The following is a 17,528-nucleotide window of genomic DNA, read 5'->3' as shown; positions in this document are numbered from 1 at the left end:
CGGGTCTTCCTGAATGGCAGGACAGGATCGGCCCAGCAAGTGGACTGTACGCCTGCGATCGATGATCGATCAAAGCTTCCCGTGAAATTGGCATTCCGTGCCGCGAAAGTCGGCACGCGGTGCCGGGGCTCGCAGGTGCCGTTCCGGTTGCCTGGGGTGGCTCTTCCGGTGCCGGTGCGTGGTCCCTCCGGGGCGGCCTCTCCCCGCAGAGGGGGAGGGGTCCGCGGCCCGGCGCCCCACGCGCGAACGCGGTCCCGTAGCCGTGTTCAGCGGGAGTGGGAGCCGGCGAGTTCGGCCAGGTGGTGAAGGGAGTTGATGAGGTGCTCGGGGCCGAAGGGCGGGAAGTCGATGTACTCCCGGATGGACTGCGGCACCGCCGACCAGTCGTAGGTGAGCCTGACCTCGGTCTCGGACGGGCCGAGCGGCGCCAGGTCGTAACGCCAGGTCCAGCCGCCGAAGTCCAGTCCGCCTTCGTCCGTGCGGTACCCCGGGAGCCAGCCGATGGCGCGCGGCGGCTCGAGCACCTGGACCTTGTTCGCCACCTGGTAGTCACCGTTCGGATGGTCGGGGTGGTACATGTCCATCCGGAAGATCTGCCCGACCTCGGTCAGCGTCGCCCGGTCGGCAGACTGCTGGACCCAGCCGGTGCCGTCGATCGCGGAATGGGCCGTCGGGTCCGCCAGCACCGCGAACACCGTCGCGGCGGGCACGGCGACCGTCAGGGTGGCGCTCACGCTCTCCTCGGGCACGGTGTCCACGCTCCTCGTCGTCCGATCCCCGGCCTCCCGCCGGTGTGCGAGGGACCTCACGACGTGCAGACGACGACGCGGGGCGGAACTCATCGGGCGTGTGGCCGGAACCCCGGGCCCAGGCCGGTGGCGGCCACGGCTCAGAGGCCGAAGAGCCGTGCCGCGTTGTCGTGGCAGACCGCGCGGAGCCAGTCCGGGCCCAGGCCCGTCTCCTCCAGGGAGTGCAGCGCATCGGCGTAGGTGTACGGGATGTTGGGGAAGTCCGTGCCGAGCAGGACGCGGTCCTGGAGGGCCTCCAGGCGCGGCAGCGCCCGGCGGGGGAAGGGCGCCTCGTCCTCGACGAACGGCGTGAACGCCATGGTCGTGTCGAGCATGACCTTCTCGTGCCGCTCCGCCAGGCCGAGGAAGTCCTCGTACTCCGGCATCCCCAAGTGCGCCACGATCAGGGGGAGTCGGGGGTTGTGGTCGAGCAGCGTGGCGATCGGTCCGGGCCCTGTGAAGGGGCCGGGCCTGGGGCCCGAGCCGCAGTGCGTCACGATGGGGACGCCCGCCTCGGTGAGCAGTCCCCAAACGTCCTTGAGTGTCGGGTCGTTGGGGTCGTACGCCCCGACCTGGAGGTGGCTCTTGAATACCCTCGCGCCCTGCTCCAGCGCGCGCCGTACGTCGTCGCCCGCGCTCGGCTCGGCGTAGAACGTCGCCGTGTGCAGGCAGTCCGGTGTGCGGGCTGAGAAGTCGGCGGCCCAGTCGTTGAGCCACCGTGCCATGCCCGGCTTGTGCGGATAGAGCATCGAGGTGAACGCCTTGACGCCGAACTCCCGCAGCAGCCGCAGGCGTTCCTCTTCCTCGTGGCGGTACTCGATCGGCCAGGGCTGCCCCACGAGCGGACCGCCCGCGTCGAAGTAAGCCCACACCTTCTCCAGTACGCGCTTCGGCATGAAGTGGGTGTGGACGTCGATCAGCGAGTCCAGTCCCAGCGAGCGGCGGAACGCCGCGACCTCCTCCGACATGGACACACACTAACTTCAGGGTGGAAGGGGCAGTTCGCGGAGCTTCTGCTTCTGGACCTTGCCCGAGCCGGTGCGGGGCAGCGAGTCGACCTCGTCGAAGTGCGCGGGGATCTTGTACTTGGCCAGGCGTGCGGCGAGGAACGAGCGCAACTCGTCGGCGGTGGCGTGCGTGCCGGGGCGCAGCGTGAAGAACGCCCGGCCCGTCTGCCCCCACTTCTCGTCCGGCACGCCGATCACCGCGCACCCCGCGATCGAGGGGTGCGCGAAGAGGACGGCCTCGGTCTCGGCCGGATAGACGTTCTCACCGCCCGAGATGTACATGTCCTTGACGCGGTCGACGATGGTGACGAAGCCGTCCGCGTCACGTGTCGCGATGTCCCCGGAGTGGAACCACCCGCCTTCGGAGAAGGCAGCCGCCGTTGCTTCGGGGTCGTTCCAGTAGCCCGGCGTGACGTTGGGGCCCTGGATGAGGACCTCGCCCCGCTCGCCCGGTGCGGTTTCCGTCAGGTCGGGCCGTACCAGGCGCACATCGGCGAAGAACACCGGCACCCCGGCCGAGCCCGCCCGTTCGACGCTCTCCGCCGCTTCGAGCCACGTCGCGCCGGGTGAGGTCTCGGTGAGCCCGTAGCCCTGGCAGAAGACGAGGCCCCGCTCCTGGTACGTGCGGATCAGCGCCTCCGGGATCGGCGCGCCCCCGGACATGAGGTGGCGGAGCGAGGAGAGGTCGGCGCCGGCCCACCGCGGGGACTGGGCGAAAGCGGCGAACATCGTCGTCACGCCGAACATCCAGGTGATGCCGTGCTCGGCGATCAGGTCGTAGCAGGCGTCGACGTCCCACGCCGGCATGATCACGCTGCATCCGCCCTTGAGGAACGTGGGGAGCAGCATCTGGTTCAGCGCCGCGACGTGGAAGAGCGGAGCGCTGATCAGCGTCACCTCGTCGGACGCGATGTCGAGGCCCACCATCAGATTGAGCGTGTTCCAGATGATGTTGGCGTGCGTGAGGACCGCGCCCTTGGGCCTGCCCGTGGTTCCGGAGGTGTAGAGGATGAAGGCCGGGTCGTCGCGCGAGACCGGTACGTCGAGGGGTGACGGATCACCCGAGGCGAGCCACGGCTCGTAGTCCCTCTCACCCGGGGACGGGTCGCGCAGGGCCACGACGCCACGCAGACCGTCGCGTGCGGTGAGGGCGGCCGCGGTCTCCGCGCTCCCGTGGCCGTACACCAGCAGGGATGCTTCCGAGTGGCCGAGCACGTAGTCGAGTTCGGGTGCCGTGAGGCGGAAGTTGAGCGGCACGAAGACACCGCCGAGCATGTGCGTGGCGAACATCGTCTCGGCGAACGCCGGGTGGTTCGTGCCCAGATACGCCACACGGTCGCCGGGGCCCACCCCCTCCGCCTTCAGCTGGGACGCCAGACGGGTGCTGCGTTCGTGGAGCTGCGCATAGGTGACCGCGTCGCCCTCGTGGACGAACGCGGTGCGTCCCGGCGAGAGCTGGGCCCGTCGCGCCGGCCACGATCCGATGCCCTGGTTGTGCATCGTCAACTCCTGCTCAGGGGACGGGAGTCGGCCCCGGGCTTCTCGGAGAGGTCCCGGCCGCGGGTCTCGCCCAGCAGCACGACGCTCACCACCGTCAGCGCGCAGAATCCCGCGACGACCAGGGACACGGTGAGCGTCCCGCCACCGCCGGCAGCTCGCTGGACCTCGGCGAAGAGCAGCGGAGCCAGACCCGCGCCCGTCCCGGCGAGCTGGTACCCGAGGGAGGCGCCGGTGTAGCGGCTGCGGGTGCTGAACAGTTCGGCGTACAGCGCCGCCAGCGGTCCGTACATCATCGGGTGGATGACGGACTGGCCCAGCACCAGCGCCACCGTCAGCAGCAGAGCGCTTCCGGCGTCGACCATCGGGAAGAGGGCGAAGGCGAAGATGCCCATGGCGACCGCGCCGGCGAGGACGACGGGACGCCGCCCGACCCGGTCCGAGAGCGCGGACCAGCCGATGATGCCCGGCACGGCCAGCGCGGAGGAGAGCGTGAGCGCGTTCAGCACCGTCTGCCGTTCGTGCCCGGTCTGGACTCCGTGGGCGATGAGGAACGTCGTCAGCGTGCCCTGCGCGACGAACGCCGCGAGCCCGACCGCCACCGCGAGCAGCAGGCTGCGCGGGTGGTGCCGCAGCAGGTCGAGAAGGGGCGGCTTGCTGTCCTTCCCGGCGCGCGCCGCCTCGAAGACGGGCGTCTCCTCCACCCGCATCCGCACGAACAGCCCCACGGCCAGCAGCACGATGCTGAGCAGGAACGGGATGCGCCAGCCCCATTCGAGGAGGGCCTGCTCGCCGACGACGGCGCCGGTCGCCGTGAGTGCCGCCGTGGAGAGCACCATCCCGAAGGGTGCCCCGGCGTTGGTGAAACTCGCCCACAGGCCGCGCCGCGACGTCGCGTGCTCGGCGGACATCAGGACGGCGCCGCCCCACTCGCCGCCGACCGCGACACCCTGCAGGACCCGCAGCAGCACGAGCATGACCGCCGCCCAGCTGCCGATCTGCTCGTACGTCGGGAGCACGCCGATGAGGAAGCTGACGGTGCCCATCAGGGTCATCGTCATCACGAGCATGCGCTTGCGGCCGAGCCTGTCGCCGAAGTGCCCGAAGACCACGCCGCCGAGGGGACGGGCCAGATAGCCGGCGGCGAAGGTGCCGAAGCTGGCCACGGTGCCCGCCAGCGGGTCGAGGTCGGTGAAGAAGACCTTGCTGAAGACCACGGCCGAGGCGGTGGCGTAGAGGAGGAAGTCGTAGTACTCGATCACGCTGCCGAGGAAACTGGAGGTGACCGCCCGGCGAAGCTGGACGTTCCCTGCGGCGCCGGGGGAGTGGGTGCCTGATGGTGCGGTGCCGGCCATGACTGGCCTCCCGTGTCGGTGAGTTGCGGGACGAGCGTGAGCCCGGGGCTCAGCTGTAGTGCCGGTAGAGGGCCTGGCCCACGCACGCGGGCTTGTCCGAACCGTCGCTCTCCACGGTGAAGTCGAGCTCCATCTGGACCCCGCCCCCGGACACCTCCACCACGGAGCCGGCCTTGCCCGTCAGGCGGATCCTGCTGCCGACGGGTACGGGAGCCGGGAAACGCACCTTTCCCAGCCCGTAGTTGACGCTCATCGAGACGCCGCTGATCTGCAGCAGCTGCTGGAAGAGCGGGATGACGAGGGAGAGTGTGAGGTAACCGTGGGCGATGGTGACGCCGAAGGGACCGGACGCGGCCGCCTCCTCGTCGACGTGGATCCACTGGTGATCGTCGGTGGCGTCGGCGAACGTGCCGATCCGCTCCTGTGTGATCTCCAGCCAGTCGCTGCTGCCGAGGTCCTGGCCGGCGAGGGCCTTGAGCTCCTCCACACCGTGAACCGTGGTGGTCATGGGCTTCCTTCCGCCGCCGGGCCGGTCGCCGGCTTCGTGAGGCCGAGCAGACGGGCCGCGTTCTCCTTGAGGATCTTGGGACGTACCTCGGGTTTGATCTCGAGCTTGTCGAAGTCGGAGAGCCAGCGGTCGGGCGTGATGACCGGGTAGTCCGAGCCGAAGAGGACCTTGTCCTTGAGCAGGCTGTTGGCGTAGCGCACGAGTTGCGGCGGGAAGTACTTCGGGGACCAGCCCGAGAGGTCGATGTGCACGTACGGCTTGTGCGTCGCGACGGCCAGCGCCTCGTCCTGCCAGGGGAACGACGGGTGGGCGAGGATGATGCGCAACTCGGGGAAGTCCACGGCGACATCGTCGACGAGCATCGGGTTGCTGTACTTCAGCCGGATTCCGCCGCCGCCGGGCACCCCGGCGCCGATGCCGGTCTGGCCCGTGTGGAAGAGAGCGGGGACGCCCAGTTCCTCGATCGCCTCGTAGAGCGGGTAGGCCATCCGGTCGTCGGGCGAGAAGGCCTGGATGCTCGGGTGGAACTTGAAGCCGCGCACGCCGTGTTCGGTGACGAGCCTGCGCGCCTCCCGCACGGCCGCCCTGCCCTTCCACGGGTCGACGCTGCCGAAGGGGATCAGGACGTCGGAGTGGTGCGCACAGCTCTCGGCGACCTCCTCGTTGGAGATGCGGGGATGTCCCGTCGCATGCTCGGCGTCGACGGTGAAGACCACGGCGGCCATGCTGCGTTCGCGGTAGTAGGAGGCCATCTGGCCGATGGTGGGCTGCCGTTCGGTGTGCGTCTTGAAGTACTCGGCGGAGGCACCGAAGAGTTCCGGGCTGAGCGATCCGTGCCCGTCGGCCGACACCTCGGCGTGGGTGTGCACGTCGATGGCCGTCAACTCATCGGGGTCGATTGCCGGTTCGCGGGGCGCACCGTCCGCCCGGGTCATCGCGGCGCCTCCGGCGTGCGCGGCGCGGGTATGCCGTACGTCTCCGGCTGTGCTCCCGGCCCGGTGCTCCAGGAGGCGGCGATGGAGTCCGCGTCCCAACCGCCGCCGGCGTACGCCGCCGCCTTCTCCCGCGGGTGCGACCACAGGGCGAGCTTGTCGCCGCCGATGCCGATCGCCTGTCCCGTCACCTCGGACGACGCGTCGGAGGCGAGGAAGACGACGAGCGGTGCGGCGTCCTCCGCCGTCCCGAACCCCTCGTCCCTGCGCAGCCATTCGGGCAGCGGGCCGCCCGTCCTCTCGGCCTCCTCGATGAGGGGCGCGAAGGCGGGGATCGACTTCGTCATCTCGGTGGCGGCAATGGGCACGATCGCGTTCGCCGTGATGCCCGCACGTGCCAGTTCCATCGCCCATGTCCGGGCCATGGCGACGATGCCGGCCTTGGCGGCCGCGTAGTTGGTCTGCCCGAAGTTGCCGCGCTGCCCGGCGGGGGAGGAGACCAGGATCAGCCGCCCGCCGGTGCCCTGTTCCCGCATCCGTACCGCCGCCGCGCGGGCACAGGTGAACGTGCCGCGCAGATGCACGTCGACGACGGTGTCGAAGTCCTCGTCCGACATCTTCCACAGCACCTTGTCGCGCAGGACCCCCGCGTTGGTGACCATGACGTCCAGCCGCCCGAAGTTCTCGACGGCCGCATCCACCAGGGCGTCCGCGGTCGAGGTCTCACCGACCGGAGCGACCACGGACACGGCGCGTCCTCCGCCGGCCGTGATCTTCTCGACGGCAGCCGCGGCGGCGGTCGCGTCGACGTCGTTGACCACGACGGACGCTCCGGCGCCGGCAAGGGCCTCCGCGTAGGCGAGGCCCAGCCCCCGGCCGCTGCCGGTCACGACGGCTGCTTTCCCGGACAGATCCATGGGCACGTACCTCTCTCGGCCGCTGCGGCTCTCGCGTCCGTACGCCAAGGAACGTACGGCTGTTCTGAGACGACCGTCAATAATGTGCACAACATCAGTCTCCGGCGGCTACGCTTTTCGACGTGACGCCCAGCAGTGCAGAGACAGAAGAACCGGACCGGGAGCTCGGCCCCGCCGTCCGTCCGCAGTCCCTCATGTTCAGCTTCTTCGGCATCCATGTACTCGGGCGCGGTACCGGCGTCTACTCCGGCAGCGTCATCGACGTCTTCGCACGCGCCGGCGTCGGCGAGGAGGCCGTGCGCTCAACGCTCGCCCGCATGGCCAAACGGAATCTGCTGGTGCGCCACCGTCAGGGCCGCAAGGTCTTCTTCGGGCTCACGCCGCACGCCGAGGAGGTGCTCCAGGACGGGCACCGCCGCATCTGGGAGACCGGAGCCGTCAACCGGGACTGGGACGGCACATGGACGCTCGTCGGCTTCTCCCTGCCCGACAGCCGCCGCCGCGAACGGCACGATCTGCGCTCACGGCTGATATGGGAGGGCTTCGGGCCGCTGCAGAACGGGCTGTGGATCGCCCCCGGCGAGAAGGACGCCGCCGCGATCCTCGCGCCGATGGGCCTCGACGAGCACGTCACCGTGCTCCGGGCACAGGCGTTCAAGCCGACCGAGGCCGCGGACCTCGTACGCAAGGCCTTCGACGCCGCCTCGATCGCCGACGGCTACCGGGAGTTCCTCGGGCGCTGGGACACCGGGCGCCGCCCGCCGCTGCCCTCCGCGCCCGACGACCTGGCACGGCAGCTCATGCTGCACACCGACTGGCTGCGGCTCGTCCGCCAGGACCCGCACCTGCCCGCGGAACACCTGCCTCAGGACTGGCCCGCGATCCGGGCGGAGACCTGCTTCCGCGCGCTGGCCCGCACATACGAGCCGACAGCGGCACGCCTCGCGGACGACGTGCTCGACGTCATCCCGGTCGTCTGAACATCAAGAACCACGTGCACTGAGCGGCGTCCCCGCCGCCGGGGCCCCGCTCAGGAGCCGCCGTCCCGCGGTGCCGGCGCGCAGCCCAGCACATGCGCCTTGACGAGCTCCGCGATACGCGGATCACGGCGACGGAACGCCTCCATGACCGCCTCGTGCTCCTCCGCGTACGACTGCTGCACCGTCCCGAGCCAGCGGATCGACAGGGCCGTCCACACCTCGATGCCCAGCGACTCCCAGGTGTGCAGCAGCACGCTGTTGCCCGCCGCCCGCACCATCTCCCGGTGGAAGGCGACGGTGTGCCGCACCTGCGCCTCGCCGTCACCGGCACGGTCCGCCTCGTACAGGGCCGCGACATGCGGCTGCAACGCGGAGGCGTCACCCGCGAGGTGCGGAGCTGCAAGCTCGGCGGCGATCTGCTCCAGCCCGGCGCGTACCGGGTAGATCTCCTCCAGGTCGGCCGCCGACAACTCCCGGACGCGCACGCCCTTGTTCGTCGCCGACTCGATCAGCCGCAGCGTCTCCAGCTCACGCAGCGCCTCCCGCACCGGTGTCTGGCTGACCTCCAGTTCCACGGCGATGCGCCGCTCCACGATCCGCTCGCCGGGCTTCCACCGGCCGCTGACGATGCCGTCCACGATGTGCTCGCGGATCTGCTCGCGCAGCGAGTGCGCCAGCGGCCGGGACGGGGTCGAGGTCACGGGAGCGGGTCCTTCCTGGGGCGGTCCGGGAGGCCGGTGGTTCCGGATGTGCTCGGCGGGGACGGTGCCTCGACGATACGACCCCGTAGGTTACGGGTGCGCCGGGCGGGGGCCACGATCCGTGAGGGGTTCGTCACGAGACCCAGCCGGTGGCGGCCAGCACCTCGTGGGCGACGTCGATGACGGGCCGGCCGTCGGTGCTCACCCGCACGGTGCCGTCCGGCGCGCCCTCGTCGAGCAGCCGCGCCTTGTGGACGCTGCTGCGCAGTTCCTTCTCCAGCTCCGATCCGCGTTCGCGCTCCGTCAGCCGCTCCTGTGCCGTCCGGTCGCAGGCGGTCAGCAGGACGCGGACGAGGCGTGCATCCTCTCCCATCGCGTGCCGGAACACGTCCCCCATCCCGGGCATGACGCTGAGGGTGTTGGTGTAGATCAGACGCCGGTATCCGAGCTCGGCGTAGTTGCCCCACACCGCCGTCAGATTGCGCTCGACGATCCCCGTGCGGTGCGGGTCCTCTGCCGGGGCGGGATGCACCTGGCCCATGAAGTCGCCCTCGATGACGGCGTGCGCGACTCCGGCGGCGCGGAGCCGGGCCGAAACCTCCCACCCCACGGTCGACTTGCCCACTCCGGCGCGCCCTCCGATGACGAGTGCTTCGGCGTTGTCCATACCGGGAGCATGCCCGCCCAAGGCTCTCCGGTGCGACCGGCGGGGTTCATCCCGACTCGGTACCCGGCGGGGCGACTTGCCGCCGCTTGCGGCCAACTCACCCCTATGACCTGTGTGTTGTGTCTGTGGCTTCATCAAAGTGGCCGCAAAGCCGTTTCTGCGTCACAGTCCTTGGCGTGCAGGGCGTACACCGCCCTGGGCAGAGGGGGGACAGCAAGGAAGACCCAGGGCGGCGCCCCGGGTCTGCCTCTGTCGGGGCGGCGTCGGCCGGGAACGGCAAGCAACTCCGGCCACGGCCGCCCGAGGGCGCCCCCGCCTGCTCGCAACCGCAGGCGGGGGGCTTGCTGTACCGGATGCCAGGAGCGCGGCCCCCGCGCGATGTGCCCGCGTCCGCCGTCGGCCTCACGTACGGTCCGAGTCCTCCGACTGCTGCCGCAGCAGCGCGCCCCCTGCCGAACTGAGCTGGTGGAACACGCTGTTGGCGTGCCGGTGACTGATGATGAGCCCCGCGTCCCGCAGGACCGCGGCGTGCTGGCTCGCGGCCGAGGGCGAGATGCCGACGTGGCGGGCGAGTTCGGTCGTGTTCGGGACGGTGGCCGCGGCACGCAGCACTTCCGCGCGCGTCCTGCCCAGCAGCCGCGCGAGGGGGTCGCCGGACGGCGAGGGCTCACCCGCGCCGTGCGGAACGATGGACATCCACCGCGCGTCCCGGTCGAGGGGATACAGGACCGTCGGCGGCAGTTCTGGATCGGCCAGCGGCACGGGGCGGTTCCAGAGGAACTGGGAGGGCACCAGCAGCAGTCCGCGGCCTTCCAGATGCAGATCGCGGTCCACCGGGTGCGTGGGTATCTCCAGCACGGGTGACCGCCAGCGCATCGCGGGGCGGAAGCTCGCCAGCAGGCCCTGGGCGCCGCCCACGCCACCGGTTTGCAGCGCGCGGATGCGCACCGCGCGGTCGGCAGCCGCGCGACGGCGGATCGTCGGCCAGTACGGGGTGAGTGCGCGGTCGTGATAGCCGGAGATCATCTCCCCGAGATGCCGGCGGGCGTGCGGAGAGCGGTCGGTCAGGTCCTGCGCCCAGCTCGGTGCGCCGACTCGCTCGTGCAGGATGCCCAGTTCGTGCGAGATGCGCCGGCGCGGCGTGGCGACGATCGCCTCGATGCCTTCCTCCAGGCCCAGCAGCCCCTCGGGCGGTGTGAGGAAGTCGGGGAAGTAGCTGGCATCGGGCAGAAGCGGCATCAACTGCCGTACGTCGTCGGTGCGTCCGTGCCCGCGCAGATCGGCCCGGACCCGGCGGCGCCAGTCCGCGAACGGCAGCCTGCCGTAGCGGGCGCGCAGCATGTGCAGGCTGAAGACCGTCTCCCAGAGCGGGTCGGGGCTCTCGGCGACGTGTGTCCGCGCGAGGTCGGTACCCGTGAAGTGGATGCGCAGCATGGGGCGTTCTCCGGTGTTTTGTGCCGGGGCCCGATCGTACGCGCGGACGCCTCCCCACCGGGCCCGTTTCCGCCACGGGATCCCGTTCCGCACGCGGACCAACCCGCGAGCGGCCCGACGTGCGACGACGGCCCCGCGCGGAGCAGCAGGAGCTGTCCGTGCGGGGCCGTCGTGAGGCCGTTCAGCGGTGGGTCACAGACCCAGTTCGCCCTCGAACTCGCCTGCTTCCAGGCGGGCCTTGACGTCGCCGAGGTAGCGCGCGGCGTCCGCGCCGTCGACCAGCTGGTGGTCGTAGGACAGGGTCAGGTAGACCATGTCGCGGATGGCGACGGTCTCGCCCAGCTCCGGGTGGTTGATGATCATCGGACGGCGGACGGTGGCGCCGATGCCGAGCTCCGCGACCTGCGGGTAGTTCACGATGACCGTGTCGAACAGCGCACCGCGCGAACCGGTGTTGCTGATCGTGAACGTGCCGCCGGACATGTCGTCCGGGCCGAGCCCGCCCTCGCGGACCTTCTTCGCCAGCTCCGCCGTCTTGCGCGCGATGCCCGCGAGGTTGAGGTTCCCGGCCTCCTTGATGACCGGGACCATCAGGCCCTTCTCGGAGTCCACCGCGATGCCGATGTTCTCGACGTCGTGGTAGGTGATCGTCCCGTCGTCGTTGAGCCGCGAGTTGACCGAGGGGTGGGCCTTGAGCGCCTCCGCCGCGGCCTGCACGAAGAAGGGCATCGGGGAGAGCTTGACGCCCTCTCGCGCCGCGAAGGAGTCCTTGGCACGTGCCCGGAGCCGCATCACGCGCGTGACGTCGACCTCGACCACCGTCGACAGCTGCGCCTGGTTGTGCAGCGCCTTCATCATGTTCTCCGCGATCACCTTGCGGATACGCGGCATCTTCACCGTCTGGCCGCGCAGCGGAGAGGGCTCCAGCTTCGGCGACTTGGGAGCCGTCGACGCACCCGCGGCAGCGGCGGCCGGGGCAGGTGCCGCCGCCTTGGCGGCCTCCGCCGCGGCGGTGACGTCCTGCTTGCGGATACGGCCGCCGACACCCGTGCCCTTGACGGTACTCAGGTCAATGCCCTGCTCGTTGGCCAGCTTGCGGACGAGCGGGGTGACGTACGCGCCGTCGGACTCGCTCACCGCGGGAGAGGCGGGCGCCGCCGGCGCGGGAGCCGGTGCGGGCGTGGGCGCGGCCGGAGCCGGCTGCGCCTTCGGGGCGGGGGCGGGCTCGGCCGGTGCCGGCTGCGGCTCGGGCTGCGCCGGCGCGGGAGCCGGCTGAGCCTCGGGCTGGGCGGGCGCGGGAGCGGCCTCGGCCGCCGGAGCGGCCCCTGCGGCACCGATCACGGCGAGCTTCGCGCCGACCTCGGCGGTCTCGTCCTCACCGACGACGATCTCCAGCAGCGTGCCGGCGGCGGGCGCGGGGATCTCGGTGTCGACCTTGTCGGTGGAGACCTCCAGCAACGGCTCGTCCGCCTGCACCTCCTCGCCGACCTGCTTCAGCCAGCGGGTGACGGTGCCCTCGGTGACGCTCTCGCCGAGCGCGGGAAGGACCACGTCCGTACCCTCCGCCGAGCCGGCACCGCCACCGCCGGCGGGCGCCGCCGCGGCGGGCTGCGGCTGCGGCTGCGCCTGCGCGGGCTCGGCTGCCGGCTCCGGCTCTGCGGCCGGTGCCTCGGCCGCCGCTGCTGAACCGCCGTCCCCTGGCTGCGCCGGGGATGCCCCATCGTCGATCACGGCCAGTTCGGCGCCGACCTCGACCGTCTCGTCCTCGGCCACCTTGATGGAGGAGAGCGTGCCGGCCGCGGGGGCCGGGATCTCGGTGTCGACCTTGTCGGTGGAGACCTCGAGCAACGGCTCGTCGGCCTCCACTTGCTCACCCTCGGCTTTCAGCCAGCGGGTGACGGTGCCCTCGGTGACGCTCTCGCCGAGCGCCGGCAGGGTTACGGAAACCGCCATGGTTTCTGTTGCTCCTAACGGAATGGTGCGGATGCGGGTAGCGCCCGGACTTGGTCAGTCGTGGGAGTGCAGCGGCTTGCCCGCGAGGGCCAGGTGGGCCTCGCCGAGCGCCTCGCTCTGCGTCGGGTGTGCGTGGATCAGCTGCGCGACCTCGGCCGGCAGTGCTTCCCAGTTGTAGATGAGCTGGGCCTCGCCCACCTGCTCGCCCATCCGGTCACCGACCATGTGGACGCCGACCACGGCACCATCGCGGACCTGAACCAGCTTGATCTCGCCCGTGGTGTTGAGGATCTTGCTCCTGCCGTTGCCGGCGAGGTTGTACTTGAGGGTGACGACCTTGTCGGCCCCGTAGATCTCCTTGGCCTTCTCCTCGGTGACGCCGACGGAGGCGACCTCCGGGTGGCAGTACGTCACCCGCGGAACGCCGTCGTAGTCCACCGGCACCGGGTTCAGCCCGGCCAGCCGCTCCGCGACGAGGATGCCCTCGGCGAAGCCGACGTGCGCGAGTTGCAGTGTCGGGATGAGGTCGCCCACCGCCGAGATGGTCGGCACGTTCGTGCGGCAGTACTCGTCGGCGAGGACGAACCCGCGGTCCATGGCGACCCCGGCCTCCTCGTAGCCCAGGCCCTGCGAGACCGGGCCGCGGCCGATCGCGACGAGCAGGACCTCGGCCTCGTACTCCTTGCCGTTGGCGAGGCTGACCTTCACGCCGTCGTTGGTGTACTCGGCCTTCTCGAAGAAGGAGCCGAGCGAGAAGGAGATGCCGCGCTTGCGGAACGCGCGCTCCAACAGCTTGGAGCTGCTCTCGTCCTCGGCCGGAACGAGGTGGGGAAGGCCCTCGACGATGGTCACGTCCGTGCCGAACGACTTCCAGGCGGAGGCGAATTCGACGCCGATGACGCCGCCGCCCAGAATGACGGCGGACTCCGGGACCCGGTCCAGGCGCAGCCCGTGGTCGGAGGAGATGATGCGGTTGCCGTCGATCTCCAGGCCGGGCAGCGACTTGGGGACCGAGCCGGTCGCGAGGAGGATGTGACGGCCCTCGTAGCGCTGGCCGTTGACGTCGACGGAGGTCGGGGAGGAGAGCCGTCCCTCGCCCTCGACGTAGGTGATCTTGCGGGAGGCGACGAGTCCCTGCAGGCCCTTGTACAGCCCGGAGACCACGCCGTCCTTGTACTTGTGCACACCGGCCATGTCGATGCCCTCGAAGGAGCTCTTCACGCCGAACTTCGTTCCCTCTCGGGCCTGGTCGGCCAGCTCGCCGGCGTGCAGCAGAGCCTTGGTGGGGATGCAGCCCCGGTGCAGACAGGTGCCGCCCAGCTTGTCCTTCTCGATCAGGGCGACGTCGAGACCCAGCTGCGCCCCGCGCAAGGCAGCGGCATAACCGCCGCTACCGCCTCCGAGGATCACTAGGTCGAAAACGGTGCTGGCGTCGTTCGCCACGTCACGTCCTCCATGCATGGGTACGCCGGAGCCGGTCTCCTTCAGACCGGGCGGCTGTATTGCGGCCGCTGTACTGCTCGGCCCTGGACTCGGCTTGGTGAAGCCGTGCTGGGGCCCTGTCCTGCCGGGGACCCATCTTCGCACTTGTCGGCGGGCTGCGGGACGCGGGGCCGTGTACCCAGCGGTACGGCCGTGATCGCTCACGGCGAACCAGGCCGTACCGCGGGGTGACTGCCTGACGTACCCCTAAAAAGCGACGGAAAGTGTGACGCTCCTCACGTAGCTCCGCACGCATCCGCGGGAAGGGGGAGGAACGGGCGAACGCCGCGGCGTATCAGGGGAGCTCGCCCGCCGCCGCACGCTCGGCGACACGCACCAGGGTGCGCACTCCGGAGCCGGTGCCGCCCTTGGGGGTGTAACCGAACGGGCCGGAGTCGTTGAACGCGGGCCCAGCGATGTCGAGATGCGCCCACAGGACCTTCTCGTCGACGAACTCGTTGAGGAACAGGCCCGCCACGAGGCCTCCGCCCAGCCGCTCGCCGATGTTGGAGATGTCGGCGACCGGGGACTCCATGCCCTTGAGCAGATGCGTCGGCATCGGCATCGGCCAGGACGCCTCGCCCGCTTCCTCGGACAGTTCGTGCACCGTGGTGCGGAAGTCGTCGTTGTTGCTGAGGACGCCGAAGGTGCGGCTGCCCAGGGCCAGCATCATCGCTCCGGTGAGGGTGGCCACGTCGACGATCGCGTCCGGCGACTCCTCGCACGCGCGGGTCAGGGCGTCCGCCAGCACCAGCCGCCCCTCGGCGTCGGTGTTGAGGACCTCGACGGTCTTGCCGCTGTACATCGTCAGCACGTCACCCGGACGAGTGGCCGAGCCGGACGGCATGTTCTCGGCGAGCGCCAGCCAGCCGGTCACATTGACGCGCAGGCCGAGGCGGGCGGCCGAGACCACGGCCGCGAACACGGCGGCGGCGCCGCTCATGTCGCACTTCATCGTCTCGTTGTGGCCCACGGGCTTGAGGGAGATGCCGCCCGAGTCGTAGGTGATGCCCTTGCCCACGAGGGCGACGGTCTTCTTCGCCTTGGGGTGCGTGTGCGAGATCCGCACCAGACGCGGAGGGTTCTCCGATCCCTTGCCGACGCCGAGGATGCCGCCGTAGCCGCCCTTGGTGAGTGCGCCCTCGTCGAGCACCTCGATGTCCAGGCTGTGCTCCTTGGCGGCCTCCTTCGCGCGGTCGGCGAAGGCGGCCGGAGTGAGGTCGTTGGAGGGGGTGTTGATCAGGTCACGGGCGCGCCCCACCTCGGTCGCGAGCACCTCGGCACGCTCGGCAGCAGCCTTGTGCGCCTTGTCCCGCGGCTTGGCGCCGACCACGGTGATCTCGGCGAGCGGGGTGCTCGCACCGTCCTGGTCCTTCTTCTCGCTCCGGCCGGCGCCGCCCTTCCTGCCGTTCGTTCCGCCGCCGTCGGAGCTGCGGTAGGAGGTGAAGGAGTAGGCACCGAGCAGCGCCCCCTCGGTCACGGCTCCCACGGCCGCCGCGTCGTCGACGGGCAGAGCGAACGCGGCCTTCTTCGTGCCGGCCAGGGCACGGGCAGCCGTGCCGGCGGCGCGGCGCAGCGTCTCCAGGTCGTAGGACTCGTTCTTGCCGGGGGCTTCGCCCAGGCCGACGGCCAGCACCACCGGTGCCTTGATCCCGGCGGCCGGCGCCGGGAGCTTCGTGGTCTCGCCCTCGCTGCCGCCCGCGCCGAGCGCGTCAAGGGTCGCGGCGAGCTTCCCGCCGTACGCCTTGTCCACGGCCTCGCCGCCCAGAGCGACGACTGGGCCCTTGGCGCCCTTGGCGACACCGATCACGACGACGTCCGCGCGCTGAGTCGTGGCGGACGAGGTGCTGAGAGTCAGAGCAGACACGGTGAGAGGGACCTTCTTCCTATTCGGATGCCGGAGTGGCGGACCGCCGGATACGGGTGAACGGCTTCCGGCACGTCGGGCATCGTATGCCCGCGCAACACGTGTAGTGCCTGAGACCTTACGCCCACCACGGAGGTCAACACCGGGCCCCGGGGCGGGTACTGAGGTCCTGGCGTGGCGCCCCGGCAGAGGCCGGCCGACCGGAGGGTCAGCCGAAGGCGAGCACGACCAGCGTCACGGTGGCCGCGCACTCCGCCAGCGCACCGAAGACGTCGCCGGTGACGCCGCCGAGACGACGGCGGCAGTGGCGCAACAGCAGCTCCGCGGCGGCCAGTCCGAGGGCCACGGCGAAGAGGTACGAGACGGCGCCGAAGAGGGGGTTCCACCACAGGTTCACGATCGCGGCCGCCGCGGCGCTCACCACGGCGACGCCCGCGGCGACGATCACTGCCGTACGTACGGGAACGGTGCCCGCGACGATGGAGCCGAGGCCCTCCGGGCGTGCGGCAGGAACACCCGAACGGGCTGCGAGCGTGAGCGCCGTGCGCGCGGTGACGGCCGAGACGATCACGGCGAGCGCTCCGTGCGCCCAACCCCCTTGATCGTAGAGCTCGTTGACCACAGCGACTTGCGCCAGCAGCACGAGCACGAGGGTGATCACACCGAACGGCCCGATGTCCGACTGCTTCATGATCCGCAGCGCGCCCTCGGCGGGCTTCGCGCTGCCCAGGCCGTCGGCGACGTCGGCGAGACCGTCGAGGTGCAGGGCCCGCGTGAGCACGGCGGGCACTGCCACCGAGACGACCGCGGCGAGCAGCGAGGACGTGCCGAGCAGCAGCATCAACAGGCCTACGGCGGCGGCCGTGAGCCCGACGAGCAGACCTGCGAGCGGGGCCCATTCCATTCCACGGCGCGCGGACCGGCGGTCCCAGCGCGGGACGTTCACCGGGAGGACGGTGAGCGTGCCGAGCGCGAAGCGGATGCCGTCCTCGGCGGAGGCGGCGGCCTCCGCGGCCTTGCCGGGGCCCTTCCGGTCCTTGCCCTCGGACGGGCCGGCGGACCCGCGGGCGTCCTTCTCGCGGGAATTCTCCTCGACGGGCTCAGGAGGTTCGCGGTCGCGGTCCTCGCGGTCCCGGGCCGTGCCGTCCCGGTCCTTGCGAAGCTCGCCGAAGGGGCCGTCCGGGCCGGACTTGCCGGGCCCGCCGGCCTGTTCGGGCCCGTCCGGGGGAGTGGTGTCCATCGAAGCGCAGGCTAGCGCTTCACGGTCCGCAGCGGCACCGCTCGCGCGCGACCCGTCGACGGTGCTTCGCATGCCGCATCGCGAGCGCCGCCGTCGGACGGTCCCCGTCAGCGAGTCCGGCCGATCGGTTCGGCGCCGCGACCGGGCCCAGGCCCATGCCAGGTCAGGGCACATGCCAAGTCGGTTCCGGTGTGAAAGAG

At 71.0% G+C, this 17,528-nt stretch carries 15 protein-coding genes; 1 reads left to right on the top strand and 14 read right to left on the bottom strand.

From position 1 onward, the window contains the following. Window positions 1–266: 266 nt before the first annotated feature. The 7 genes from I004_RS0112645 to I004_RS0112615 form a co-directional block, all read right to left on the bottom strand. The gene (locus I004_RS0112645) at window positions 267–749 is read right to left on the bottom strand and encodes an SRPBCC family protein (protein ID WP_199779383.1); all 483 of its coding nucleotides are present in this window, start codon (window positions 747–749) and stop codon (window positions 267–269) included. Window positions 750–889: 140 nt separating this feature from the next. Further along, on the bottom strand, window positions 890–1,756 hold the full coding sequence (locus I004_RS0112640; RefSeq protein ID WP_037975859.1) for an amidohydrolase family protein: 867 nt from the start codon (window positions 1,754–1,756) through the stop codon (window positions 890–892). Between the two features lie 15 nt (window positions 1,757–1,771). Then, window positions 1,772–3,295, bottom strand: coding sequence for an acyl-CoA synthetase (locus tag I004_RS0112635; protein WP_028435801.1), 1,524 nt, complete (start codon window positions 3,293–3,295; stop codon window positions 1,772–1,774). Window positions 3,296–3,297: 2 nt separating this feature from the next. After that, window positions 3,298–4,647, bottom strand: a complete 1,350-nt coding sequence (locus tag I004_RS0112630; protein WP_028435800.1) for an MFS transporter — start codon at window positions 4,645–4,647, stop codon at window positions 3,298–3,300. A gap of 49 nt (window positions 4,648–4,696) precedes the next feature. Beyond that, complete coding sequence (locus I004_RS0112625) at window positions 4,697–5,155, bottom strand: MaoC family dehydratase (RefSeq protein WP_028435799.1); 459 nt, start codon at window positions 5,153–5,155, stop codon at window positions 4,697–4,699. After that, window positions 5,152–6,054, bottom strand: a complete 903-nt coding sequence (locus tag I004_RS33635) for an amidohydrolase family protein (protein WP_158677033.1) — start codon at window positions 6,052–6,054, stop codon at window positions 5,152–5,154. Before I004_RS33635 ends, I004_RS0112625 begins: the two co-directional genes overlap by 4 nt. 32 nt (window positions 6,055–6,086) lie before the next feature. Next, window positions 6,087–7,004 carry an SDR family oxidoreductase gene (locus I004_RS0112615; protein WP_028435798.1) on the bottom strand — a complete coding sequence of 306 codons (918 nt, stop codon included), beginning with the start codon at window positions 7,002–7,004 and terminating at the stop codon, window positions 6,087–6,089. 122 nt (window positions 7,005–7,126) lie between these two features. Between I004_RS0112615 and I004_RS0112610 the strand changes: the two genes are divergently transcribed. Continuing rightward, window positions 7,127–7,984: a PaaX family transcriptional regulator gene (locus I004_RS0112610; protein ID WP_486579964.1), complete on the top strand. Its 858-nt coding sequence runs from the start codon at window positions 7,127–7,129 to the stop codon at window positions 7,982–7,984. Window positions 7,985–8,034: 50 nt separating this feature from the next. Here the strand turns inward: I004_RS0112610 and I004_RS0112605 are convergent, their stop codons facing one another. The 7 genes from I004_RS0112605 to I004_RS0112575 all read right to left on the bottom strand — a co-directional run bounded on the left by I004_RS0112605 (window position 8,035) and on the right by I004_RS0112575 (window position 17,070). Further along, the gene (locus I004_RS0112605) at window positions 8,035–8,685 is read right to left on the bottom strand and encodes a GntR family transcriptional regulator (protein WP_028435796.1); all 651 of its coding nucleotides are present in this window, start codon (window positions 8,683–8,685) and stop codon (window positions 8,035–8,037) included. Between the two features lie 133 nt (window positions 8,686–8,818). Further along, window positions 8,819–9,352 carry a hypothetical protein gene (locus I004_RS0112600; RefSeq protein ID WP_028435795.1) on the bottom strand — a complete coding sequence of 178 codons (534 nt, stop codon included), beginning with the start codon at window positions 9,350–9,352 and terminating at the stop codon, window positions 8,819–8,821. Window positions 9,353–9,754: 402 nt separating this feature from the next. Further along, the gene (locus I004_RS0112595; protein WP_028435794.1) at window positions 9,755–10,786 is read right to left on the bottom strand and encodes a winged helix-turn-helix domain-containing protein; all 1,032 of its coding nucleotides are present in this window, start codon (window positions 10,784–10,786) and stop codon (window positions 9,755–9,757) included. A 192-nt stretch (window positions 10,787–10,978) separates the two neighbouring features. Then, complete coding sequence (sucB, locus tag I004_RS0112590) at window positions 10,979–12,739, bottom strand: 2-oxoglutarate dehydrogenase, E2 component, dihydrolipoamide succinyltransferase (RefSeq protein ID WP_028435793.1); 1,761 nt, start codon at window positions 12,737–12,739, stop codon at window positions 10,979–10,981. Between the two features lie 54 nt (window positions 12,740–12,793). Further along, a complete protein-coding gene (gene lpdA / locus I004_RS0112585) occupies window positions 12,794–14,182 on the bottom strand; it encodes a dihydrolipoyl dehydrogenase (protein WP_028435792.1) in 1,389 nt (462 codons plus the stop codon). Between the two features lie 334 nt (window positions 14,183–14,516). After that, a complete protein-coding gene (locus I004_RS0112580; RefSeq protein WP_028435791.1) occupies window positions 14,517–16,088 on the bottom strand; it encodes a leucyl aminopeptidase in 1,572 nt (523 codons plus the stop codon). A 208-nt stretch (window positions 16,089–16,296) separates the two neighbouring features. Continuing rightward, entirely contained in the window at window positions 16,297–17,070 is a 774-nt protein-coding gene (locus tag I004_RS0112575; RefSeq protein ID WP_028435790.1) for an adenosylcobinamide-GDP ribazoletransferase, read from the bottom strand. Window positions 17,071–17,528 lie beyond the last annotated feature (458 nt).

The organism is Streptomyces sp. TAA486 (assembly GCF_000426165.1).
This window is presented reverse-complemented; position numbering and strand designations above follow the sequence as displayed.

What these genes read in the sequence shown, in the direction of transcription:
- I004_RS0112640 (WP_037975859.1), bottom strand. Translation starts at nt 1,756, where the DNA reads ATGTCGGAGGAGGTCGCGGCGTTCCGCCGCTCGCTGGGACTGGACTCG.
- I004_RS0112635 (WP_028435801.1), bottom strand. Translation starts at nt 3,295, where the DNA reads ATGCACAACCAGGGCATCGGATCGTGGCCGGCGCGACGGGCCCAGCTC.
- I004_RS0112630 (WP_028435800.1), bottom strand. Translation starts at nt 4,647, where the DNA reads ATGGCCGGCACCGCACCATCAGGCACCCACTCCCCCGGCGCCGCAGGG.
- I004_RS0112625 (WP_028435799.1), bottom strand. Translation starts at nt 5,155, where the DNA reads ATGACCACCACGGTTCACGGTGTGGAGGAGCTCAAGGCCCTCGCCGGC.
- I004_RS0112615 (WP_028435798.1), bottom strand. Translation starts at nt 7,004, where the DNA reads ATGGATCTGTCCGGGAAAGCAGCCGTCGTGACCGGCAGCGGCCGGGGG.
- I004_RS0112600 (WP_028435795.1), bottom strand. Translation starts at nt 9,352, where the DNA reads ATGGACAACGCCGAAGCACTCGTCATCGGAGGGCGCGCCGGAGTGGGC.
- I004_RS0112595 (WP_028435794.1), bottom strand. Translation starts at nt 10,786, where the DNA reads ATGCTGCGCATCCACTTCACGGGTACCGACCTCGCGCGGACACACGTC.
- sucB (WP_028435793.1), bottom strand. Translation starts at nt 12,739, where the DNA reads ATGGCGGTTTCCGTAACCCTGCCGGCGCTCGGCGAGAGCGTCACCGAG.